Annotated in this window: 18 protein-coding genes and 1 pseudogene; 17 read left to right on the forward strand and 2 right to left on the reverse strand. The window is 43.3% G+C overall.

Translation table 11 applies throughout. From position 1 onward, the window contains the following. Positions 1-19 precede the first annotated feature (19 nt). From prmC to HXT58_RS01460, 10 genes are all read left to right on the forward strand, one after another. The gene (gene prmC, locus HXT58_RS01415) at positions 20-1018 is read left to right on the forward strand and encodes a peptide chain release factor N(5)-glutamine methyltransferase (RefSeq protein WP_415706006.1); all 999 of its coding nucleotides are present in this window, start codon (positions 20-22) and stop codon (positions 1016-1018) included. Beyond that, the gene (locus tag HXT58_RS01420) at positions 1015-1701 is read left to right on the forward strand and encodes an L-threonylcarbamoyladenylate synthase (RefSeq protein ID WP_415706009.1); all 687 of its coding nucleotides are present in this window, start codon (positions 1015-1017) and stop codon (positions 1699-1701) included. Before prmC ends, HXT58_RS01420 begins: the two co-directional genes overlap by 4 nt. A gap of 128 nt (positions 1702-1829) precedes the next feature. Next, positions 1830-2933 (forward strand): MraY family glycosyltransferase, encoded by a 1104-nt coding sequence (locus HXT58_RS01425; RefSeq protein ID WP_415706011.1) that lies wholly within the window; start codon positions 1830-1832, stop codon positions 2931-2933. Positions 2934-2985: 52 nt separating this feature from the next. Further along, complete coding sequence (guaB, locus tag HXT58_RS01430) at positions 2986-4530, forward strand: IMP dehydrogenase (protein WP_112928771.1); 1545 nt, start codon at positions 2986-2988, stop codon at positions 4528-4530. A 203-nt stretch (positions 4531-4733) separates the two neighbouring features. After that, a complete protein-coding gene (locus tag HXT58_RS01435; RefSeq protein ID WP_116442794.1) occupies positions 4734-5051 on the forward strand; it encodes a hypothetical protein in 318 nt (105 codons plus the stop codon). Beyond that, positions 5044-5328, forward strand: coding sequence for a type II toxin-antitoxin system YafQ family toxin (locus tag HXT58_RS01440; protein WP_004136925.1), 285 nt, complete (start codon positions 5044-5046; stop codon positions 5326-5328). Before HXT58_RS01435 ends, HXT58_RS01440 begins: the two co-directional genes overlap by 8 nt. A gap of 71 nt (positions 5329-5399) precedes the next feature. Next, positions 5400-6107: an oligoribonuclease gene (gene orn / locus HXT58_RS01445; RefSeq protein WP_004118810.1), complete on the forward strand. Its 708-nt coding sequence runs from the start codon at positions 5400-5402 to the stop codon at positions 6105-6107. Between the two features lie 30 nt (positions 6108-6137). Further along, positions 6138-7595 (forward strand): PIF1 family DEAD/DEAH box helicase, encoded by a 1458-nt coding sequence (locus HXT58_RS01450; protein ID WP_421775642.1) that lies wholly within the window; start codon positions 6138-6140, stop codon positions 7593-7595. 508 nt (positions 7596-8103) lie between these two features. After that, the gene (locus tag HXT58_RS01455) at positions 8104-9939 is read left to right on the forward strand and encodes a proline--tRNA ligase (RefSeq protein ID WP_421775643.1); all 1836 of its coding nucleotides are present in this window, start codon (positions 8104-8106) and stop codon (positions 9937-9939) included. A 104-nt stretch (positions 9940-10043) separates the two neighbouring features. Next, positions 10044-11348 (forward strand): zinc ribbon domain-containing protein, encoded by a 1305-nt coding sequence (locus HXT58_RS01460; RefSeq protein ID WP_234025930.1) that lies wholly within the window; start codon positions 10044-10046, stop codon positions 11346-11348. 169 nt (positions 11349-11517) lie between these two features. Here the strand turns inward: HXT58_RS01460 and HXT58_RS01465 are convergent, their stop codons facing one another. Further along, complete coding sequence (locus tag HXT58_RS01465) at positions 11518-12006, reverse strand: single-stranded DNA-binding protein (protein ID WP_004118831.1); 489 nt, start codon at positions 12004-12006, stop codon at positions 11518-11520. 312 nt (positions 12007-12318) lie between these two features. On the opposite strand from HXT58_RS01465, the gene HXT58_RS01470 reads away from it, so the two are divergent. Continuing rightward, on the forward strand, positions 12319-13749 hold the full coding sequence (locus tag HXT58_RS01470; RefSeq protein ID WP_415706015.1) for a CAP domain-containing protein: 1431 nt from the start codon (positions 12319-12321) through the stop codon (positions 13747-13749). Between the two features lie 105 nt (positions 13750-13854). Here HXT58_RS01470 and HXT58_RS01475 read toward each other — a convergent pair whose 3' ends face one another. After that, on the reverse strand, positions 13855-16002 hold the full coding sequence (locus tag HXT58_RS01475; protein ID WP_101886099.1) for a M13 family metallopeptidase: 2148 nt from the start codon (positions 16000-16002) through the stop codon (positions 13855-13857). A 91-nt stretch (positions 16003-16093) separates the two neighbouring features. Here HXT58_RS01475 and map point away from each other — a divergent pair, with 91 nt between their 5' ends. From map to smpB, 6 genes and pseudogenes are all read left to right on the forward strand, one after another. Continuing rightward, the gene (map, locus tag HXT58_RS01480; RefSeq protein WP_004107450.1) at positions 16094-16867 is read left to right on the forward strand and encodes a type I methionyl aminopeptidase; all 774 of its coding nucleotides are present in this window, start codon (positions 16094-16096) and stop codon (positions 16865-16867) included. 80 nt (positions 16868-16947) lie between these two features. After that, entirely contained in the window at positions 16948-18084 is a 1137-nt protein-coding gene (gene prfB, locus HXT58_RS01485) for a peptide chain release factor 2 (protein ID WP_004107453.1), read from the forward strand. 63 nt (positions 18085-18147) lie between these two features. Continuing rightward, positions 18148-19161, forward strand: a pseudogene (gene ftsE / locus HXT58_RS01490) (cell division ATP-binding protein FtsE); the annotation flags it as partial. Between the two features lie 404 nt (positions 19162-19565). Next, positions 19566-20489, forward strand: a complete 924-nt coding sequence (gene ftsX / locus HXT58_RS01495) for a permease-like cell division protein FtsX (RefSeq protein WP_004107457.1) — start codon at positions 19566-19568, stop codon at positions 20487-20489. A 146-nt stretch (positions 20490-20635) separates the two neighbouring features. Next, complete coding sequence (locus HXT58_RS01500) at positions 20636-22042, forward strand: CHAP domain-containing protein (RefSeq protein ID WP_004107459.1); 1407 nt, start codon at positions 20636-20638, stop codon at positions 22040-22042. A 134-nt stretch (positions 22043-22176) separates the two neighbouring features. Next, on the forward strand, positions 22177-22674 hold the full coding sequence (smpB, locus tag HXT58_RS01505) for an SsrA-binding protein SmpB (protein WP_004107461.1): 498 nt from the start codon (positions 22177-22179) through the stop codon (positions 22672-22674). The last annotated feature ends 75 nt before the right edge of the window (positions 22675-22749 follow it).

Consider the following 22749-nt stretch of genomic DNA (forward strand, 5'->3'; position numbering starts at 1 on the left):
TTTCTAAACAATTCTTAAAATGCAAGAACTTTTGCGAGTTTTGCGCGATGCTGTTAAAAAGCTTGATTCTGCAGGCGTGGAGTCAGCAGAATATGATGCGCGCTTGCTGCTGGCTCACGCTTGCGGAGTGAGCTTAGCTGAGCTGAACAAAGCTCTGCTTATGGGTGATTACAAGAATTTTTCGCCCGATTATGCTAGCAAATATAGCGATTTTGTATCTAGGCGTGCTTCTCGCGAGCCGTTGCAGCATATTATTGGTCGCGCGCCTTTCCGCTACTTGGATTTGCGCGTTGGCAAGGGCGTTTTTGTGCCGCGTCCGGAAACAGAAGTTGTTGTTGATGCTGGCCTAGATTGGTTGTGTGAATCGCATATTAGCAAGCCTACGGTAGTCGATTTATGCGCAGGTTCGGGAGCAATCGGATTGTCGATTGCAACGGAAGTTGCAGACGCGCAAGTGTGGTCTGTAGAAAAATCTCCTGAAGCTTTTCAATATTTGCGAAAAAATTTTGAAGAAACTGCAAAGAATTACGAAAATATGCAGATTTCCAGTCGATACCATGCTGTTCTTGCAGATGCAACAAAAGCGCATATTTCAGATTTAACTCCTGAACTTCACGCAATTTGCGGCAAAGTAGATTTAGTAATAACGAATCCGCCTTACGTGCCGGAAAATCAAGTGCCGGAACAGATTGAAGTGCGAGAATATGATCCTCCGCTTGCGTTGTACGGCGGCTCTGTGGACGGCTTGCTTATTCCGGAGCAGATTATGCGTGCGGCTTTTGCGCTTCTTAAACCCGGGGGAGCTATGGTTATGGAGCATGATATTTCGCAAGGAGATGCGCTTAAAAAGTACGCGGAAAGCCTAGGTTTTGTTTGTACTCGAGTTGGAAACGACTTAACAGGCAGACCGCGATACACTTTTGCGCAAAAATATGACTTGAATCAGATATATGACTTGAATCAAATAGAAGAAAATAAGCAAAATAAACAACAAAAGCAACAAAAGAGGCAAAAATGAGCAAAATTTGCAATATCAACGAAGAATCACTGCAAATGGCAGCGCAAATTATTAACGAAAGCGGCGTAATCGTAGTGCCAACTGACACTGTGTATGGCGTTGCTTGCGACCCATTTAATGAAGCTGCAGTTGCAAAAATTTACGAGCTTAAGCGCAGACCGCGCACGAAGGCGTTGCAAATTTTAATGAGCGGAGTGGAAGATTTAGAAAAACTTGGGCTGTATTTGCCGTCTCCGCTGGATATTTTAGGCAAAAAGTTCCTTCCGGGTGGATATTCTCCGATTGCGCGCGCTAAGAAGGACTCGGTTGCGTCCAAACTTGCAACGCTGTGCAAAACGAATGAGACTGATGAGAAAACTCAAGAAACTGAAACAACTCAAGCAATCGAATCAACTCAAGGTGTGCGCGTGCCTGATTGCCCGGAATTAATGCAAATTTTGCGCGTTACGGGCCCGCTGGCTGCTTCTAGCGCGAATCGCAGTGGTAACGAAAGTGCAGACAGCGTCGAGGAAGCATTTGAAGCTTTCGGCAACGAAATTCCGCTGTATTTGAACGCAGGTCCGACTCGCTCGCACGTGGCAAGCACGGTAGTTGGTGCGGATTCAAGCGATAAAGACGGTATTGTGATTTTGCGCGAAGGTGTGATTTCGGAGTGCGAAATTCGTAATGCGTTAAGTGAGTAAGTTTATTAACTTATTTCTGATACTAAATTTCTGGTACTAACAAATCGCTACAATCAAAATAAGCAAGCGAAAAATTTAGCAAACGCTGCTAAACCCAACGAAGTAATCGCATAGCAAAGGACGCATTCATGAGGGTATACCTGTTTATTGCAGCAATTGCAGGCGGTGCTACGTGGCTTATTATGCCGCTTGTTCGTCACCTTGCGATCCGTATGGGTGCTGTTGGCAAAGTTCGCGCTCGCGACGTGCATACTATTCCAACGCCACGTATGGGTGGTGTAGGTATGCTTTTTGGTTTTGCAGTTGCGATGGCATTCGCTAGTTCTATGCCATTTATTTCCGGGCTTTTTGCAGGAACGCACCAGCCGTGGGTTGTACTAGCAGGAGCCGTTATGATATGCCTGCTTGGGGTATGCGACGACATTTGGGATTTAGATTGGATGCTAAAGCTTGCCGGTCAGCTGCTTATAGCTGTTTTTGTGGCGTGGGGAGGGTTGCAAATCGTAACTTTGCCGCTCGGCTCGCTCGTGACGGCATCTCCAAGCGTGTCAATCGCAATAACTGCAATACTAATCGTTGCTTCAATTAATGCAGTAAATTTTGTAGATGGGCTGGACGGACTGGCTTCCGGAATCGTTGCAATCGGCGGCATTGCCTTCGCAACATACTCTTACATACTCGCGCGCACGTCGCCATCCTACGCATCAATGGCAACTCTTATTGACGTTGCAATGGTAGGTATGTGCGTTGGATTTATCATGCACAATTGGCATCCTGCGAAACTTTTTATGGGCGATTCTGGCTCCATGCTAATCGGCTACTTAATTACTTGCGCGTCGATTATTATGACCGGTCATTTGGATCCGTCGGCTGTGCATACGAGTATTTATTTGCCTGTATTTATGCCGATTTTGTTGCCGATTCTTGTGCTGTTTTTGCCGGTTCTTGACATGTGCTTGGCTATTTTTAGGCGTGTTGCTAAAGGGCAGTCGCCAATGCATCCGGATCGCATGCACTTGCATCACCGCATGCTTAGAATCGGACATTCTGTGCAGGGTGCTGTGCTGATTTTATGGGGATGGGCTGCGCTAATTGCGTTTGGCTCTATTATGATTTTGTTCTTTAAAGCTGTGTATGTGCTTGTTGGAATGATCCTTGCTGCTGCGTTGCTTACTGTGCTCACAATGATGCCGTACTTGCGTCGTCGCCTGCCCGAACTTCGCAATTCGTAGCGTTTCGTTCGGAGTTTCGGCAAACGTCATAGCAAAAACGTATAGTAACCCTATGGCTACAACTGATATTAACACGAAATCCGTGTATGCTCCTGTTCCACCAATTTTCGAGAAGCTCGGTCTCGCTTATGACGATGTCCTTTTGCTTCCAAACGAAACTGATGTTATTCCGTCCGAAGTGGATACTTCCACTCGTCTGACTCGCGAAATTACCATGAAAGTGCCGACTATTTCGGCAGCTATGGATACTGTTACCGAGTCCGATATGGCTATTGCCATGGCGCGTAACGGTGGTATTGGAGTACTTCACCGCAATCTTTCTATTGATGATCAAGCTGCGCAGGTTGATATTGTTAAGCGCAGTGAATCCGGTATGATTACCGACCCGCTTACTGTTCACCCAGATGCTACGCTCGCCGATTTAGATAAATTGTGCGGGCGTTTCCATATTTCTGGTCTTCCGGTAGTGGATAGCGAAAATCATTTAGTTGGTATTATTACCAACCGCGATATGCGTTTTATTGCTTCCGAAGATTACGATCGCTTGAAAGTTAAGGACGTGATGACGCGTGAAAATCTCGTCACTGGTCCTTCCGATATTTCTAAGGAAGATGCTCACCGCTTGCTTGCGGATAACAAGATTGAAAAGTTGCCTTTGGTTGATGCTGAAGGTAAGCTTACAGGCTTGATTACTGTTAAAGACTTTGTGAAGACTGAGCAGTATCCGGATGCTACTAAGGATGATCAAGGTCGCTTGCGCGTTGCTGCTGGCATTGGCTTCCTTGGTGATGCTTGGCAGCGTGCGTGCGCTCTTATGGAAGCTGGAGTTGACGTGCTTGTGGTCGATACCGCAAACGGCGAGGCTCGCTTGGCTCTCGACATGATTCGTCGCATTAAGGCAGATAAGGCTTTCGACGGCGTGCAAATTATTGGCGGAAATATTGCAACTCGCCAAGGCGCACAGGCTATGATTGATGCTGGCGTTGATGCTGTAAAGGTTGGCGTTGGTCCAGGCTCTATTTGCACTACGCGTGTTGTTGCAGGCGTTGGTGTACCTCAGCTTACTGCAGTTTACGACGCTGCTCAGGCTTGCAAGGCTGCTGGTATTCCATGCATTGCAGACGGCGGCATTCACTATTCCGGCGATATTGCTAAGGCTTTGGTTGCAGGTGCTGACACCGTTATGCTCGGCGGTACTTTGGCTGGCTGCGAGGAAGCTCCTGGTGAGAAGGTTCTTCTTCACGGCAAGCAGTACAAGCTTTACCGCGGCATGGGTTCGCTTGGCGCAATGGCTCCTCGCGGTAAGAAGTCTTATTCGAAGGATCGTTACTTCCAGGCAGACGTTACCAGCTCCGATAAGGTGGTTCCAGAAGGCGTTGAGGGCGAAGTTCCATATCGCGGTCCACTTAACGCTGTGCTTTACCAATTGCTTGGCGGCTTGCATCAGTCCATGTTCTACGTTGGTGCTCACAATATTAAGGAAATGCAAGAGCGCGGCCGCTTTATTCGCATTACGGATGCAGGTCTTCGCGAATCGCATCCTCACGATATTGTGATGACTGCAGAAGCACCAAACTACAGCGGTTTCCACAACTAAATCGCGTGGTGCGCAAGTTGTGCATATTACGTAAGTTGCGCGTGTAAGTCGCGTGTAAGTCGCAACTATTTTTGCATTAAACGGCGAAAAGTTACGCAAGTTACTCACAACTTGCCTGCTTTTCGTCGTTTTTTTGTTTTGACAAGACAGATAAAATTATTATATAGTTAGTGGGATATCCCACTAAAAAATGAGGTGATTTTGTGGAAGTAGTAAAAGATTATGACGTGCGTCTTGATAGTAAAAAGCGTGTAACTCTGCGTGGGGCTAAATATCCTTATTACAATGTTAAAGAATGCGATAATGGTTGTATTTTATTAGAGCCTCGTGAGCTTACTATTCCAAAGAGTATATCTTCTAGAACTCTTAAAAGTATGGATGAAGCAATTCGCAATTTTAATATTGGCAAAGTCTCTGAATCAGTTGATCTTTCTGACGAAGCTCGTCGTCAAGCTGAAGCTCATGAGGGAAAATCATTTAATAACACAGATGAACTTATGCAGGATTTATTAGATGCTTAAATCAGTATTTCGTACAACTCAATTCAAAAAAGAGTTCAAAGCTTTATTGAAAAAGCATGTAGATCCAATAAAATTCAAGCATGCAATCGATGCCCTAATGAAACAAGATAAGCAACTGTTGTCTACTCGATATAAAGATCATTCTCTTACTGGTAATTGGAAAGGGTATAGGGAAATTCATATTGAGGGGGATTGGCTTCTAATTTATAAGATTGAGAAAGAAGAATTGCAGCTTGTACTCACTAGAACTGGTTCTCATGATGATTTGTTTAATTAGTTTTAGGGTCTAGTAGTCGGTGGGAAGATGTAGGCTGATGGGTTCGAAAAAATATTAGGAAAGGAACGAAAATGGCTGAAGCTAAGGAAGATCTTACGTTTACGCCGGAAGAGTCGCGCTTAATTTGGATTGATTGCGAGATGACGGGACTCGATATTTTCCACGACGAATTATGCGAAGTATCTGTAGTTCCAACCGACTTTAATCTGAAAGTTTTGGACGACGGCATTGATTTAGTGATTAAGCCAAGCGAAGCTGCTGTGGCTCATATGAACGATTTTGTGCGCAATATGCACACTTCTTCCGGACTTGTTGACGAGTGGAATAAGAATGGTTTGCCTTTGGAAGAAGCACAAAAGCAGGTAGTTGAATACGTAAAGCGCTTCCTGCCGGCTCGCGGAAAAGCTCATCTTGCTGGAAACTCCGTCGGTTCCGATAAAAAGTTCCTCGACCGTTACATGCCAGATTTAATGGCAAATCTGCACTATCGTGTAATAGACGTAAGCACGTTGAAGGAAATTTCGCGCAGGCTTTACCCGGACGTTTACCGCAATAAGCCGGCAAAACATGGCGGTCACCGTGCGCTCGCGGATATTATTGAGTCGATTGACGAGCTTCGTTACTACCGCGATATGATGTTCGTTCCAGCTCCAGGCCCAAGTGAGTCTCAAGCAAAAGCTGGCGCACAGCACATTGAAAGCACGAGCTTGCTTCGTGACTACGAACGCCGCGGAGAGGCGCTAGAAGACGTAAATTCCGCAGAAAAGCGCGACTACTAAACGTATTAAACACAATAAAAGGTACTGCCGATGAAGCAATCCGAAGCTCTAACCATAATCAACGCTGGTGCAAGCGCGTTCATTACCGGCGCTCCGGGTGCAGGTAAAACCTACGTATTAAACGAAGCTATTCGCGAAATGCGAAAGAACGGTTTAAGCGTGGCTGTAACGGCTTCTACCGGAATCGCAGCAACTCATTTAAACGGTCAAACCATTCACTCTTGGAGTGGAGTTGGAGTTGCAAACGCACTTACGGATACGCTTCTTAAAACCATTAGAGCTAGGCGAGGAAAGCGCATAAAAGCCACGGACGTGCTCGTGCTGGACGAAGTTTCAATGATACACGCGTGGCTTTTCGACATGGTTGACGAAGTATGCCGAAAAGTGCGCAAAAATCCCGCTCCTTTCGGCGGGCTTCAAGTAGTTATTTCGGGCGACTTCTTCCAGCTGCCTCCTGTTAGCACTTCTATGCGAAATCGTGACGTGTTCGAGCCGAGCCCGGAGTTTATTTCGTCGCGCGAAAAGTATGCTGCAGCTGGAAAAAATCCGGAAGGCTATATTACGGAATCTTTCGCCTGGGATGCTTTGAAACCTGTTGTGTGCTATTTAACTGAGCAACATCGTCAAGACGACGGTAAGTTACTTGATGTTTTAACAGATATTCGTAGCGGTCTAGTAAGTGACGACGATAAGCAAGTGTTGGCCAGCCGTCTTGGTGAGTATCCGCAAGATGACGAAGTTGCAGTACATCTTTTCCCAACGAACGCGCAAGCAGATGGCTTAAATAATATGCAGCTTGCGGAAATTAATGCTGAGCCTCACGAATTCGTTGCAACGGAAGCAGGACCTAAAAATCTCGTTGAGCGCTTAAAGAAGAATATGCTTGCTCCGGAGCGTTTAGTTTTGAAGGTCGGAGCTGCTGTGATGGCATTGCGTAATGACCAAGAAAAGCAGTATGTAAACGGCTCTGTTGGACGTGTGTTGCGTTTTGTGCCTGAATCTAAAGGTGGCTGGCCGATTGTTGAGTTTGAAAACGGAAATATTATCACTCTTAAGCCAGCTGCGTGGGAAATGACGGACGGTGAGACTGTACTTGCTAGCGTAAATCAAGTGCCTCTTCGTTGCGCGTGGGGAATTACGATTCATAAGTCGCAAGGTATGACGCTCGATAGTGCGGTAATGGATTTGCGTAGAACTTTCGCTCCTGGAATGGGATATGTTGCGCTTTCTCGCGTGGAAAATCTGGGCGGTCTTTATTTGGAAGGTATTAACGATCGCGCGTTTAGCGTTTCAGTTGATGCCGTTCTACTAGATGGATCTTTGCGCGATGCTTCCAAACGTGCGAGTGAGATGCTTGCTAGCGATGGTGCTTCTGTATTTTTGACAGATAAGTTTGAGGGCGATTCTGCAAATCAGCAAGAGTTTGACATTTTTGGCGCTGTCAATTACGCAGATAATGAAGAGTTTTCCTTCGATGACGAGTTTTAGTGCGATACGCGTTTTTACTGGCGCGCGGCTTTTTCTCCGGATTTTGTCGCTGGACTGGTTTTTGGCTGGCGGGTTTCTTGCGTGGTTGTGTGATATAGGAATTACTTGTCTCGCAGCGCTCCGCTCTTATACCTTATTTAGACTTAGCGGTTGTGTAGTTAAGTTTAGTTTTTTTTTTTACTTACTTTTTCTGCAAAAATAGTATTCGTCAACAAGATATTACTATCGTTCCGCTTTTATATTGCTCGACCAAGCAATTCCTATCTCCCACTAGTAAATTCACCCACCGTTGTTTTGTGGTGTGGTAGGTGTGCTTGGCGTGGTGTGTGCAACAGCACGGACGCTAGTGTTCTCTAGGCAATAAATACTCACCGTTCGCAGAAGCATTACTGCAAAGCTTCAGGAACATTTGCCGGAGTTTTAACTGGGTTTTTGTCGCTGCTTTGGCTTGTTTGTTTAGCTGTGTAAACAAGTGTTTATGTCCTCATGCGCAAATAGATTGGAACGCATGAATTCCAATGTACTTCGTATGTCTCAGCTGTTCCTTCGTACGCTGCGCGAGGATCCTGCAGACGCGGACGTGACTTCCGCAAAACTTATGCAGCGCGCAGGCTATATTCGCAAATCTGCCCCAGGTGTGTGGACTTGGTTGCCGCTCGGACTCAAGGTTTTAAACAAGGTTCAAGCGATTATTCGCGAAGAAATCAACGGTATCGGTGCGCAGGAAGTCCACTTCCCAGCGCTTCTTCCACGTGAGCCTTATGAGGCTACAAACCGTTGGGAAGAATACGGCGACAACATTTTCCGCCTTAAGGATCGTCATGAAGCTGACTATCTTCTTGCTCCAACGCACGAAGAAGTTTTCACGCTCCTTGTTAAGGATATGTATTCTTCGTATAAGGATTTGCCTGTTACTTTGTATCAGATTCAAACGAAGTATCGCGACGAATTCCGTCCTCGCGCAGGTCTTATCCGCGGTCGCGAGTTTATTATGCAGGATGCTTATTCGTTCTCAATTGACGAAGATGGTTTGAAGTCTGCTTATGTTGAAGAGCGCGCTGCTTACGCTCGAATTTTCAACCGTTTGGGCATTAAATACGTGATTGTTCACGCTGTTTCCGGTCCAATGGGCGGTTCTGATTCTGAGGAATTCTTGGCTCCAATGCCAATTGGTGAAGATACTTTTGCTCTTGCTCCTTCCGGAAAAGCTTGGAATGTTGAGGCTCTTACCACTCCAGAAATGTCTGAGGTTGATTATTCTGCAACTCCTACAGCAGAAGCGCTCGAAACTCCAGACGCTAAGACGATTGAAGCTTTGGTTAAGGTCTCTAACGATTTGCATCCGCGTAAAGATGGCCGCGAATGGCAAGCAGACGACACTTTGAAGAATCTGATTATTGCTGTTAAGCACCCGGCTGATGCTGAGGGTGGCGAGCATGAGGAGCCATGGCGCGAAATTGTTGCTATTGGTATTCCAGGTGACCGCCAGGTAGATATGAAGCGTCTTGAAGCTCAGTTTGCTCCTGCAGAAATCGAAGAAGCAACTGAGGATGATTTGAAGTCTCATCCTGAGTTTGTTAAGGGCTACATTGGTTTTAGCGTATTAGGTCCTCAAGCTCGCAAAGAGGGTAGTGGTATTGAAAATCCTGTTCGCTACTTGATGGATGCTCACGTTGCGAAGGGAAGCGCCTGGATTACAGGAGCTGACGAAGACGGAAAGCACGTTTACAACGCTGTTTACGGTCGCGATTTTGAGGCTGACGGCGTTGTTGAAGCAGCCCAGGTTCGTGACGGCGATATGAGCCCAGATGGTTCCGGTCCGCTTAGCTTCGAACGCGGTGTGGAAATCGGACAGGTGTTCCAGCTTGGCTTAAAGTATTCTAAGGCTTTGGGCTTAAGTGTGCTTAACGAAAATGGTAAAGCTGTGCCAGTTTGGATGGGCTGCTACGGTATCGGCGTTAGCCGCGTGATCGCATGCTTAGCAGAAACACATCACGACGACGCTGGTCTCGCATGGCCTATGGCAATTGCTCCAGCTCAAGTTCACGTCGTTGCTACTGGCAAGGATCAGATTGCTTTCGACGCTGCTGAAAAGGTTGTTGAAGAGCTTAGTAAGCAGGGAATCGAAGTAATCTTTGACGACCGTCCAAAGGTTTCTCCAGGCGTAAAGTTTAAGGATGCTGAGCTTGTTGGCGTGCCGCTGATTGCTGTAGTAGGTCGCGATACCGTGAACAACGGTACGATTGAAATCCGCGATCGAAACGGCTCAAATGTTGAAGCAGTTCCAGTTGACGAAGCTGCAAGCCGCATTGTAGAGCGTGTCAAAATACTTTTGAATAAGTAAAATTTGATGCGTAATTTTGAATCGTGAGAAATATTAATAACTTGTGGGCTCTGCGTTTGCATCCCACTTGTTTTATATATACGTAATAGGAAGAAGTTACACATATGTTTTGTGAAAAATGTGGATCACAAATTAGTGATGATCAGCAATTTTGTAATGAGTGTGGAGCGAGGATTGATTCTTCTATTGGTTCGCAAACTTCTGCAGAACAAATAAATAATCCACAGCAAGCAGTTTATAACCAATCAGAACAGCAGATGTATCCTCAGGTTTATGAGCAGCCTGTAGACGCGCCTAAGAATAAGAAAAGTAAGTATTCAAAATTAACAATTATTATTTCGGCAGTAGTTGCATTAGTTGTGGTAATTGCTGGAATAGTTTGTTTTTTGAATCTAAATAAAAGAGTAAATAGTGCTGATGGGTCTCATAATAACGTAATTAGTGAGGCTGGAAAACAATATAAAAAAGTTCTAAAAGATTTTAGCGAAACCAAATCTTCCGACAGTAGTGACATGAAGTATTACTACACGCTATGGGATATAAACAAAGACTCTATCCCAGATTTAGTGATTGCGTCTTCGCGCAGCGCTGATACTACTAGAATGATAGACGCTACATATGGTGTTCGTGTTGCTTCTTACGATGGTAAAAAGCTTATAAAATCTGAAGATTTGACCACTAGTAGCGATTCATATGCAACTTTGTATTTTAACAAGAATCATGATGGAATAGTTACACTTGCTCCATTTGGTTCTGATGCTACAAGTGATGGAGATATGCCTTGGACAAAAACAATATATCGCCTAAATAAACATCATAAATTCACAACTAGTTCTGAAACTGTTGAGCATCCGTTAGGAAGCGATGGTGTTGTTCAAGGAACTGATGAATTATCAAGAGTAGTAATGCCGTCGTTTATTTCAATTTCAGACATGAGAGGCGTTGACGCATTAGTGAATAATGAAGAGAATTCACAAAAAGTGCGTGAGCATAATAAGAATGTTCAGAATTGGATTGAAAAGGGTTACCAAGTCTACACTGGAACAATAAAGACCTTAAGTAAGGAAGAAGCTAAGAACTTACCTGGCGCTGATAAGGATGATACTACTGGCTTCCCAGACACTTATGATGATAATGCACGCTTTACTGTTCTTTTGCTAGATAATCCATCTTCAGTTACAGTGGCTAATGGTTTTATGGATTGTGCTTTAAGACCAACTATTACTTTCGCTAATAAAGTAGCTGTGCTTATCAGTGACTCTAATGATGGAACTAGTAATAATTTCAAACAATACGAAGGTAAGAGAATTACTATTGCAACGAAACCTAATGGCATTATGTATCATGGTGGTGATTTGCCTTATGGTCAGCCATCGGTTTCTTCTGATGACATACATGTGATTAAGTAGTAGATATCTCAGTTTCAGTAAATTAGGAAATACTTAATTTGCGAAATAGAGAATAAATAGATTTGCCGCCAGGAATGTTGATTCTTGGCGGCTATTTTATTTTATTCATATTAATTTGCTTACCGTTGCGCGAGTTTGAGGGATTTCTTGAGTTGCGATTTTATTTTTCTTAAATATCAGTTTCGCCCCCAAATTCATCATTCAAAATGTTTGCGTTAGAGTTATTTTGTTGTGCCCTATTGTTCTGCTGTGCTTGATTACTTTCTTTCGTATGATCATTTTTAGCGGAATCAGCGTTTCGCTTTGTAAATTGAGTAGTTCCACGATTTAAATCGTGACCAATAGTAGCCGCTTCTAAAATTATGCGATTATAATCATTGCCGTCTTTTGTCCAACTTTCAGTACTCAAATTTCCAGAAACAACAATTGCATCACCTTTATGCACGCTTTTAAGAACGTTTGAAGCCAAAGTTCGATACGCCTTCACAGTCATCCATGTGGTTGGACGCTCATGCCATTGCTGCTCATCATTTCGATAATAAGATTGTGTGCTTGCAATTCGTAGAGAACAAGCAGGAGAATTTTCGTTGCGTCCAAAACTTATTGGTTCTGCGCCTACAAATCCGCTAATAGTCACAGTTGACTGTTGTTGTACCATATTCATCATCCTTTCACGATTTGGACTGCAGCCATTTCAGCCCCGAAATCAGAGCCATCATTGCCCCTGAGCTTCGCAGCCACAAGGAAATGCCGCAGTAATAACAACTATGAATGTTTTGCGAGAATTGTTCTAGAAAATTCTTTTATTGTGGTTAAAAGCTATGTTTTAACCACAATTTATTAAAAATATTGACAATAAAATCACTTGTAAAACAGCAAGATTGCAAGCATTTTCGCAATAATTCCTTATTAAGAGATACTATTAACCTATATTTGTTGCATTGAATGAACAGAAGAAGAGTTTTTTACTATGAAAAATAATAAGCAGGGATTGGTGCGCAATTTAGCTATGCATGTAAATTCATGCTCATCTAATTTATTTAAATCATTTGGTTTTAAATCGAATAGTTCAATGAATTCGAAGAATACGATAGTTAAAAGTGCTGTAGTGAAGCATATTGTATGTTCGCTGATAAGCCTGCTTGCTGTAGTATCCTTTGTGTGCTTGTCTGCACAAAGCTCCATGAATATGAATTTGATGGGCATAAATTCGTTAGAATTAAGCAAAGAAGCATCTAATTCGTCTACGTCAAACCTGTCTATTAAAAACCCGATTATTAAACAAAAAAACGTTGCACGTAGTGTTGGCTGGGTTCGATCTGTTGATGTAGTGCGCTATGTGCTGGCTTCAATTCGTAATGCACGTTCGCGTTTATACGACGATCGTAGTATTTACTTTGAAGGAATTCCTTTGCAAGATTATGTGAGTCGTTGCGGTTTAACTAAACAAGCTTATGTGAATAATATTCAATACGATTCCGCAAATGAAGAGGATGCGTATCGTCGCGCACAAGAGACTGCTCAACATGGTAAATTTGGTCATTTTGCTCCAGATGGTAAAAGCGCACCTGATTTTAATGGTAGAAAAGCTTGGGGTGAAAACTTAAGCTGGGGTACAGATCTTGCTGGTTCTATGCGTTTATGGATTCAAAATGAAGAGGGACCATTGCGCGCTACTCGTGGTGCCTTTACTGACGAGAATGGTCATTTGTATCAAATCTTGAATCCACGAAATATCTCCTTTGGTTATGGTGAAGCTCAAGGCGGTCCGTACGGCATTGTTGGTGATTTAACTTTGTCGGAATATAACGGTGATATTGACTATCCTGATGGCAAAATTGGTTATGGAAGCCCTCAAGTTTATCAGCGTCCTGCTGCAGTAGCGAATAATACTAAGGCAGCTAAATCCGATAAGGATAAAAAGGACGACAAGGATAAAAAAGATAAGAAAGATAAGAAGGACGATAAAAATAAGAAAAAACATAAGGGTGATAGATCTAACAAAAAGAAAGCATTTGGGAAAAATAAGCATTTAGCCAATAAGGTTAATTCTCAAATTGCAAATAGTAAAGATTCCGCTAAAAATACTGAAAAAACTGGTATTTCTGGAATGGTGGTTGCTGTAATTGCAATGGTAATTATTCTTTGTGCTGTAGTTGTATTTTCTATTTTACTTTATAAGTCACGCAAAAATGCGCGTACAAAAGCTGCTTCTGTAGACACTGCTGTTGCTAATACTGCTGTTGCTAATACTGCTGTTGCTAATACTGATACTGCTGTAAAAGAAGCTGCTGATAATACTGCTGTTGTAGCAGAAGAAGCTGTTTCAAATGAGACTATTTCGCAAGATTTTGCTGCAGAAGAAGCTGTTTCTGCAGGTTCTGCCTCTGCGGAAGAATAAAAACTTATAAGGTTATATAAATTAAGCCTGCAAACGATTAGTAAAGAACGCTTGCAGGCTTTTCTATTTCTTATTTTCTATTTTCTGTGCTCAATTTGAGATGCTTTACCAAATGTGCACGCGCTCGCTTGGGTCGAGCCACATCTCGTCGCCTTCTTGAACATCGAACGCATCGTAGAACAAGTCAACGTTTCGAGCAATGCCGTTAGTGCGGCATTCGGCTGGGGAGTGCGGGTCGATTTGAAGCAGCTGTTCCGCAATTTCATTACGAGCCTTGGAACGCCATACTAACGCGTAGCTTAAGAAGAATCGCTGCAAAGCAGTGAAACCATCTACTTCAGGAGCGTTCAGCAAGGTTTCGCGAATAGCATCATCACTTCCGTTGATTTCTTGTCCCTTGCTCTTTTGCAAGGCGAAAGCGTATGCTTTAAGCGCAATGGTCACGCCGCTTAAATCGCCAATATTTTCGCCGATTGTTAAAGCACCGTTTACGTGAGGCATCGCATTGCGCTCTTCTTTGCTCTTCAAGTGAGAGTACTTAACAATAAGCTGCGTTGGTGTGAAAGCATTGTATTGCTCAATAAGCTTCTTAGTGCGCTCAGTGAAGTTGGTTTTGTCTTCTTCAGTCCACCAATTGTTAAGTACGCCGTCGCCGTCGTATTCGCAACCTTGATCGTCAAAACCGTGACCGATTTCATGACCAATCACGGCACCAATAGCACCATAATTTGCTGCGTCTGGAGCGCTTGGGTTAAAGAATGGTGGTTGCAAAATAGCAGCTGGGAACACGATTACGTTCAGCAGAGGATCGTAGTAAGCGTTCACAGTTTGCGGAGTCATCTGCCACTCTTCGCGATCCACAGGATTTCCGGCTTTTGCAGTATTTTTACCAAAGCCAAATCGATAAACTTCGCGCATATTCTCAACTAAATCAGCGTCTTCCTTAATATTTAGCGCAGAGTAGTCAACCCAATGGTTTGTGTAACCAATATTTGGCTCAAATTTACTAATCTTTTCCAAAGCCTTCGCTTTAGTTTCCTCGCCAAGCCAGCTGCTGTGAGAAATCGACTCGCGGTAAGCGTTAATAAGATTGTCAACTAAGCCTTGCATATATTCCTTAGAAGACTCAGGGAAATGCAATCGCACGTATTCGCGTCCAACTTCCTCGCCACAAGCATCGTCAACAACTCCGACTGCTCGCTTCCAGCGGTCGCGTTGCTTTGTGGCTCCAGAAAGCACCTTGCCGTAGAAGTCGAATCTAGCTTCGGCAAAGTCTTCACTCAGTAAGATTGCCCAGCACAAAATCACGTGCACGCGTGCCCAAAGCTTTAAATCTTCTAAGTTAGTTTCCTGCCAAATCTTATTCAATCCTTCTATAAAGCTTGGCTCGTGAACTACTACTTTGCTAAAAGCTTCACGAAGATTGATTGGTTGATGTTCTGCTTCTTCGCAAGTTTCGTACGCTTTTTGTGCAGCATCTAAGAAAGCGTCGAGATTCAGCGCTTCAAGATTTTTTGCCAAATCAGCATAATTGCAAGGATTATAAGTTTTTTGAGAATCGCGAGTTGCCACGTTATCCCAATGATGCTTCGCGATTTTAGTTTCAACATTCAAAAAACGCTCGGCTTGAGCTTGGGTAGTGGCGGTATCTCCGTAACCAGCCAATCTCAACAACGAAGCTACCATTTTTACATATTCAGTGCGAATTGGAGCGTAGTTATCTTCGCGATAGTATGCTTCGTCTGGCAAGCCCAATCCCGATTGCTCAATATGCATAATATTCGTCTTAGGATCTTTAGGATCTCCGTAAACTCCAAAATAAAACATTGCATCTGGACCGCCGTACGGATTAAGCGCGCCAATAGTGCGAACCAAATCTTCCTTAGTTTCTGCTGAATCCACAGCGTCTAGATCGCCCTTAATTGGCGTAATTCCAGCTTTTTCAATAGATGCGGTATCCAAATAGTTACGGTATAAGGTTTGCGACTTTTTGGCTGGGCAATTTTCGTTTTCTAAAATATCTCGAATTTGCTTTTCTGCATCTTCTGCAAGCTTGTGGAAAGCACCATACATTGGTTTGTCTTCTGGGAGAGTGTAAGTGTCAATCCAAGGACCATTTACGTAACGGAATAAATCGTCTTGTGGACGAGTAGCCGACGAGAAGGAGGCAGGGTCGAAATCTACAGCAGAAATTTCCTTCTGCGATTCCTTATTATTACTATTATTACTATTGTTTTCATTGTTGTTAGACATGTGATTAGCTTACAAGTATTAAGCGACACTATTAGTTAGTATTTTCGCTATATTTTGCTTTATTTTCGTGCCTGCGCGTTAGTCTTGAAGCATGATTGAACTTAAAACTCCATCTGAAATTGAAGCGATGAAGCCTGCAGGTCGCTTCGTCGGTAGTATTCTTAAAGACTTGAAAGCAATGACCAAAGTTGGCACGAATCTTCTTGAGATTGATGACTTCGTTCGTCAGCGAATTATGAGCCGCAAAGGTGCGTCTTCTTGCTATGTTGATTACGCTCCTGATTTTGGTACAGGTCCTTTTGCGCACTATATTTGCACTTCTGTAAACGATGCTGTCCTTCACGGAGTTCCTTTTGATTATAACCTTAAAGACGGCGATTTGTTGACCCTTGATTTGGCAATTAACGTCGATGGATGGGTTGGTGATTCCGCTATTAGTTTTGTGGTTGGAAAGCATGCTGATCCTGAGGATTTACGCTTAATTAAGTGCACTGAGGAAGCTCTTGAGGCTGGTATTAATATGGCTCAGCCTGGCAACCGTCTTGGCGATATTTCTGCAGCTGTTGGTTGCGTTGCTCACGAGTATGGTTATAGCGTAAATCTTGAGTTTGGCGGTCATGGAGTCGGTCATATTATGCACGGCGATCCGCATGTTCCTAACGATGGAACTGCTCACCATGGCTACAAGCTTCGCCCAGGTCTTGTGATTGCAATTGAGCCATGGTTCTTAAAGACTACTGACGAAATTTACCAGGATCCTAAGGATGGTTGGACTCTTCGCTCTGCTGATGGTTCTCGCGGTGCACACACTGAGCATACGATTGCAATTACGGAAAACGGTCCTGAGATTTTGACCGTGCGCTAAACTTATCAATAGTTGATTTTGTAAGTATTTTGCGAGTAGTAATTGCGTAAAACAGGTATGTAAAGAGGTACTTTAAGTAAATGGCGGAATTTGATTTTTCCCAAGCGTTAAATGATGTTGAAGCAAAGTATTCTTTGATTTCTAAAGCACTAGATGTCGATTCGTTGAAGGCTACGATTGCTGATTTAGAAAAGCAGGCTGCAGAGCCTGGACTTTGGGACGATTCTGAGCATGCTCAGCAAGTCACGAGTAAGCTTTCTGCAGCTCAGTCTCAATTGAAGCGTTTGCAAGCTGTTGAACAGCGTATTGAAGATACTAAGACTTTAATTGAGCTTGGTGAAGAAGAAGGCGATGCTGATTCAATGAATGAGGCTCAAGAAGAGCTTGGAAATATTGCTCACGAGTTGGACGATATGGAAGTTCAGACTCTTCTTGACGGCGAGTATGACGCTCGTTCTGCGGTTGTTACGATCCGTTCTGGTGCGGGCGGTGTGGATGCTGCCGATTTTGCTCAAATGCTTCTTCGTATGTACTTGCGCTGGGCTGAGCGAAACGGCTATAAAACTAAGATGATGGACACGTCTTATGCAGAAGAGGCTGGTATTAAATCAGCCACTTTCCAAGTGGATGCCCCGTACGCGTATGGTCGTCTTTCTGTAGAAGGTGGCACTCACAGAATGGTTCGTATTTCGCCATTCGACAATCAAGGACGTCGCCAAACTGGTTTTTCTGCTGTTGAAGTAATTCCTCTTGTTGAAGCTACGGATCATATTGATATTCCGGATTCGGATATTCGCGTGGATACTTTCCAGGCTTCAGGGCCAGGAGGTCAGGGCGTGAACACTACGTATTCTGCTGTTCGTATTACGCATTTGCCAACCGGCTTGGTTGTTTCTATGCAAGATGAGCGAAGTCAGATTCAGAACCGCGCCGCTGCAATGGCAGTTTTGCAATCGCGTTTGCTTGTGCTTAAGCATGCTGAGGAAGCTGCAAAAAAGAAGGAACTTGCTGGAGATATTAAGGCAAGTTGGGGTGATCAAATGCGCTCCTACGTGCTTCACCCTTATCAGATGGTGAAGGATTTGCGCACTGGCTACGAAACTTCGCAAACTCAGGCTGTTTTTGACGGCGATATTGACGGTTTTATTGAAGCTGGTATTCGTTGGCGTCACGAGCAGCGAGTTGCGGCTCAAAAAGAAGCTGAAGCAGAATCTTAAATAAAACTAAAGCTAGAACTAAAAACCAACAATTACACATAATCTTCGGAAGGAATTGAAACAATGTCGCTGATTTCATTAGATCATGTGTCAAAAATATATCCTCGAGGTACACGTCCTGCATTAGACGATGTGTCTTTGCATGTAGATCGCGGAGATTTTGTGTTTCTTGTTGGCGCTTCCGGTTCTGGTAAAACTACATTGCTTAGTTTGCTGCTTCGCGAAGAAGAAGCAAATGGTGGGGAAATTCACGTAGCTGGTAACGATTTGCGCAGACTTTCTAACCGACAGGTGCCGCAGTATCGTAGATCTCTTGGCTTTATTTTTCAGGATTATAAGCTGCTTAATAATAAAACAGTTTACCAAAATGTTGCTTTTGCTTTGGAAGTGATCGGCACGAGTCGGTCTACGATTCGTTCACTTGTTCCTCGTGTTCTTGAAACGGTTGGTTTGACTGGTAAAGAAAATAATTACCCACATGAGCTTTCTGGTGGTGAGGCGCAACGAGTTGCAATTGCTCGCGCATATGTCAATCACCCTCAAATTATTCTTGCAGATGAGCCTACTGGTAATTTGGATCCAACTACTTCTCTTGGAATTATGGAAGTTTTGGATGCTATTAACCGAACTGGTACAACGATTGTTATGGCTACGCATAATGAGGAAATTGTGAACTCAATGCGTAAGCGAGTTGTGGAGCTTCATGCCGGCAAAATTGTGCGTGATGAGCGTGAAGGATCATATGATTCTGCGTTGTATTTCCCGGATAGTGAAGTTGAGCATAATTCTAAAGCACAACAAACTGTTGAAAATTCTCAAGATCAATCAGATAGTGATGCTCAAAAATCAATTGCTCAATCTGAGCATACTGAACGTCATAAGAGGCTTTCTAAAAAAGCTCAACGTGCTGCTCAGGCGCGTGAAGTTGTTGACATGGTAACGCAATCGTTGAAGAGTGACACTTCAGAAAATGAAGGAATTGCACGTTTGGCTCAGTCTGTTCATTCTGGCAGAACTGGTCGTTACGGCGAAGTGTTCCAGTCTTTGGAAACAACGATGACTTGGGGACGCGGATTGATTTCTTCAAATGATGATGAAGATGTTGAAGAGAATGATTCAGAAGTTGAGATTTCGGAAGATAATAAAGAATCCTATGAAACTGCCGAATCTCACGAAACTGCCGAATCTCACGAAACTGCTGAAATTAATGAAACTGCTGAAACTAATGAAACTAATGAAACTAATGAATCTACTGAAAACTCTGAAGTGAGCGGAGAATCACAATCCGAAACCAGCGATGAGTCGCAATCAGAAGCAGAAAGTAAGTTGCAATCCGATGCTGAATCTGAGCGTAAATCTCAGCTTCCTCCTATGCCTCCAGCTCCGCCTAAGCCACCTGTTGCAGCTGAAAATACTAATAATGAGAACATTAGTGTTGACGATAGCAATAATGACATTAATAAAACTGAAGGAGCAGAGTAATGCGTTTACGATTTATTTTTTCCGAAACTTGCATTAGTTTGCGTCGTAATGTTTCGATGATTCTTTCGGTTATGCTTGTAACGTTCATTTCTTTCCTTTTTATTGGTGTTTCAGTGCTTATGCAAGCGCAGATTACCAAGGCAAAAGGTGACTGGTATGACAAAGTAGAAGTGGTTGCCTGGCTGTGCCCGGATGGAACTAGCCAATCTCCTTCTTGTGCTTCTGGGAAAGCGCCCACTAGTGCCGAAATTGTAAAATTGGAGCATATTATTCACCAAGAATTAGGCGATGATGTTTCAAATATCACTTATGTTAGCCGCAATGAATTTTATAAAAACACATTCTTAAAGCAATATCCTAACGGAATGTATCAAGGACGTACTTTAACTGCGGCAGACATGCAAGATTCGTTGCGCTTGAAGCTTACTAATCCTATGAAATATCAGGTTGTTTCAGAAGTTCTTTCTGGACGCGATGGTGTGGAAGAAGTTGTTGATCAGCGTCAGATTTTTGATCCTGTTTTCAGTGTACTTAATCGCGCTACTGTTGTGACAATTGTGCTTGCAGCGGTTATGGTTGTTGTAGCTATTATGCTTACTGGCACTACGATTCGAATGTCTGCTGCTAGCCGTCGTCAAGAAACCGAAATTATGCGCTTAGTTGGTGCCTCTAACTGGACTATTCGTATGCCGTTTATTCTTGAAGGAGCGTTCGCGTCGTTTGTAGGTTCTTTACTTGCTGGTGCTGCGTTAAGTTTAGTAGTTAAAATTTTTGTAACTGATTGGCTTGCTCAGAATGTGCGTTGGATGCCATTTGTTACTCAAACAACTGTGTGGCTATGCGTTCCAATACTTGTAGCTGGTGCAGTGGTGTTATCTATAGTTGCTTCTGCTATTGCTTTGAGGCGATACTTAAAAGCTTAAAATGCAAAATAATAGGTGTGTAATTATTTGCGTTATTTTCGTATGAGTATTATAAAAGTACTATTTTAGAAGATTTGAAGTAGAAACTCGCGTGATTCCTTGCATTACGGTATAATTCGCAATAGTGATGTTGAAAGGGAAGTGATATGAGCGAAGATCGACATAGCATGTATGCAATTCGACGCACTCATACTGTAGTGAGTTTAATAGTTGCTATTTCAATGATGTTTGCTGGTGTTGCTGGTGCATTATTTAATGCGTCTACAGCAAGTGCTGTCAACATGAAGGAATATAGGCGCAAAATACAACGAAACGAGAATTTGAAGCGCCAACTTGCTGGTGTAAGTAAACAACTTGCAAATAAGATCATTGAATTGAATGATTTAAATGAGCATAAAATTCCAAATCAAATACGAGCTGCTCAACAAGCAGAAGAGCAAGCTTCTCAGGCGCGCAGTCTTGTAGAATCAACGCAGCAGCGTCTAGAGTCTGCACAAAAAGATAAGCGTGATTTGGAAGAGAAAATTAAAAAAACTGGTGAAGATTTTGATGATGCTAAGGCTGCTGTAGCACAGCTTGCTCGTAAGAGTTTCCATGGTTCTCAGGCATCTAATGTTATGGATATTGTGACTAAATCAACTACCACAGAACAGTTTGTTGGAAAGTTACAATCCGAGGCTGCTGTTGCTAGAAGTGAAGCAAACGCTGCTAATGATGCTGCTATCAAGTTGAATACTTCTATGAATCGTCGTCAGCGTTTGGCTGCTATTGAAGCAGAAATAACCAAGTTAAAGCAGCAGGCGGATGCCCAAGCGCAAAGTGCTCAAATCGCTGCGAAAGCTGCCAATGATCGCAAAAAGTCCTTGCAAAGTTTGCGAGATCATGGTGAAGAGATTCGTAAGCAGCTGGAAGGTCAAAAGAGTAGTTTGACTTCTCAGTCTGCGCGTGAGGCTGCAGAAATTATAGCAATGAAATCTGCCATCGATGCTCAAGCGCGTGCTCTTGCTAATAAGTCATTCGCTAAAGCCGATCCGAATGCTGGTAATCGTCAGCAATTGAATGGAAGTTCTGGGAAGAATGTTTACCTTCCTCCGATGCAACTTTCTAATGGCGCTGCTAATGGTATGAATTATACTGTTCCTGGAAATTGCGCAGAAGGTTCTAAGTTCTGCTACGGGCATAATACTGGAAACACTGTTGGTGGTTCTGCTTATCCTGCTCGTCAATGCACGTTATGGGCTTATTTGCGTCGTTCGCAACTTGGTCTGCCTGTTGGCTCCTACATGGGTAATGGTGCTGAGTGGGCGAATACTGCTCGTAGGCTTGGATATTTAGTTAATAGAATTCCACATGTTGGTGCTGTTATGGTGTTTGCTCGTGGCCAACGTGTTGGTAATTGGAATGCTGATTGGCAATATGGACATGTTGCGGTTGTGGAACGTGTGAATGCTGATGGATCAGTTCTTATTTCTGAAGGTGGAACTGGTTTTGCAACATTCCCTGCTTATGAAACTATTTATAATCCAGGCGATTATGAGTACATTCATTATTAAATATAAGCACTTCATAGTTTTCAATTTATTGAAATTGAAAACGTTGTAAGATTTACGACTTATTGTTCTTGCCATAAGATAGTAGTATCTTATGGCAAGTTTCTTTTGTGTGTGATGTGTACTGGAGGGGAATTATGGCAAATAAGCCTGCGCAAGATGGCACTGTTACTGTGGCACAAAACCGTAAAGCGCATCATGATTATGTAATTGAAGATTGTTATGAAGCAGGTCTTGCTCTTACTGGTACTGAAGTTAAGTCACTTCGCGAAGGGCGTGCTTCTTTAGCTGAATCATTTGTGAATATTGATCGTCGTGGTGAAATGTGGCTTGAAGGAGCAAATATTCCTGAATATTTAAACGGCACATGGAATAATCATGCTCCTAAGCGCAAGCGTAAGCTTCTGCTTCATGCTGCTGAGATTGCTAAGCTTTCTAGGCAAACTGAGGCGAAAGGCTACACTGTTGTGCCTTTGCGTTTGTATTTTAAGGGAAGCTACGTAAAAGTAGAAATTGCTTTAGCTCGCGGTAAAAAGGAATTTGATAAGCGTCAGGCTTTGCGTGAGGAGCAAGATAAGCGAGAGGCTCTGCGTGAAATGCGTTACCGTAATCTGCGTTCTCGTAGTATTGATTAAGAGTTGATGCTTCTTTTTATACGTTTTTGAAACGCATGTGCGCTTTGCATGGGATAGAAAGTGCGACAATACGAC

Origin of the sequence: Gardnerella sp. KA01000 (assembly GCF_049244035.1) — a bacterium.
Classification (GTDB): Bacteria; Actinomycetota; Actinomycetes; order Actinomycetales; family Bifidobacteriaceae; genus Bifidobacterium; species Bifidobacterium leopoldii.

Excerpts from the sequence above, each read along its gene's own strand:
- smpB (WP_004107461.1), top strand. The coding sequence starts at position 22,177 with ATGGCAAATAAGCCTGCGCAAGATGGCACTGTTACTGTGGCACAAAAC.
- prmC (WP_415706006.1), top strand. The coding sequence starts at position 20 with ATGCAAGAACTTTTGCGAGTTTTGCGCGATGCTGTTAAAAAGCTTGAT.
- HXT58_RS01465 (WP_004118831.1), bottom strand. The coding sequence starts at position 12,006 with ATGGTACAACAACAGTCAACTGTGACTATTAGCGGATTTGTAGGCGCA.
- map (WP_004107450.1), top strand. The coding sequence starts at position 16,094 with ATGATTGAACTTAAAACTCCATCTGAAATTGAAGCGATGAAGCCTGCA.
- orn (WP_004118810.1), top strand. The coding sequence starts at position 5,400 with ATGGCTGAAGCTAAGGAAGATCTTACGTTTACGCCGGAAGAGTCGCGC.
- HXT58_RS01475 (WP_101886099.1), bottom strand. The coding sequence starts at position 16,002 with ATGTCTAACAACAATGAAAACAATAGTAATAATAGTAATAATAAGGAA.
- HXT58_RS01500 (WP_004107459.1), top strand. The coding sequence starts at position 20,636 with ATGAGCGAAGATCGACATAGCATGTATGCAATTCGACGCACTCATACT.
- HXT58_RS01450 (WP_421775642.1), top strand. The coding sequence starts at position 6,138 with ATGAAGCAATCCGAAGCTCTAACCATAATCAACGCTGGTGCAAGCGCG.
- HXT58_RS01425 (WP_415706011.1), top strand. The coding sequence starts at position 1,830 with ATGAGGGTATACCTGTTTATTGCAGCAATTGCAGGCGGTGCTACGTGG.
- guaB (WP_112928771.1), top strand. The coding sequence starts at position 2,986 with ATGGCTACAACTGATATTAACACGAAATCCGTGTATGCTCCTGTTCCA.
- HXT58_RS01420 (WP_415706009.1), top strand. The coding sequence starts at position 1,015 with ATGAGCAAAATTTGCAATATCAACGAAGAATCACTGCAAATGGCAGCG.
- HXT58_RS01470 (WP_415706015.1), top strand. The coding sequence starts at position 12,319 with ATGAAAAATAATAAGCAGGGATTGGTGCGCAATTTAGCTATGCATGTA.
- HXT58_RS01455 (WP_421775643.1), top strand. The coding sequence starts at position 8,104 with ATGAATTCCAATGTACTTCGTATGTCTCAGCTGTTCCTTCGTACGCTG.
- prfB (WP_004107453.1), top strand. The coding sequence starts at position 16,948 with ATGGCGGAATTTGATTTTTCCCAAGCGTTAAATGATGTTGAAGCAAAG.
- ftsX (WP_004107457.1), top strand. The coding sequence starts at position 19,566 with ATGCGTTTACGATTTATTTTTTCCGAAACTTGCATTAGTTTGCGTCGT.
- HXT58_RS01440 (WP_004136925.1), top strand. The coding sequence starts at position 5,044 with ATGCTTAAATCAGTATTTCGTACAACTCAATTCAAAAAAGAGTTCAAA.
- HXT58_RS01460 (WP_234025930.1), top strand. The coding sequence starts at position 10,044 with ATGTTTTGTGAAAAATGTGGATCACAAATTAGTGATGATCAGCAATTT.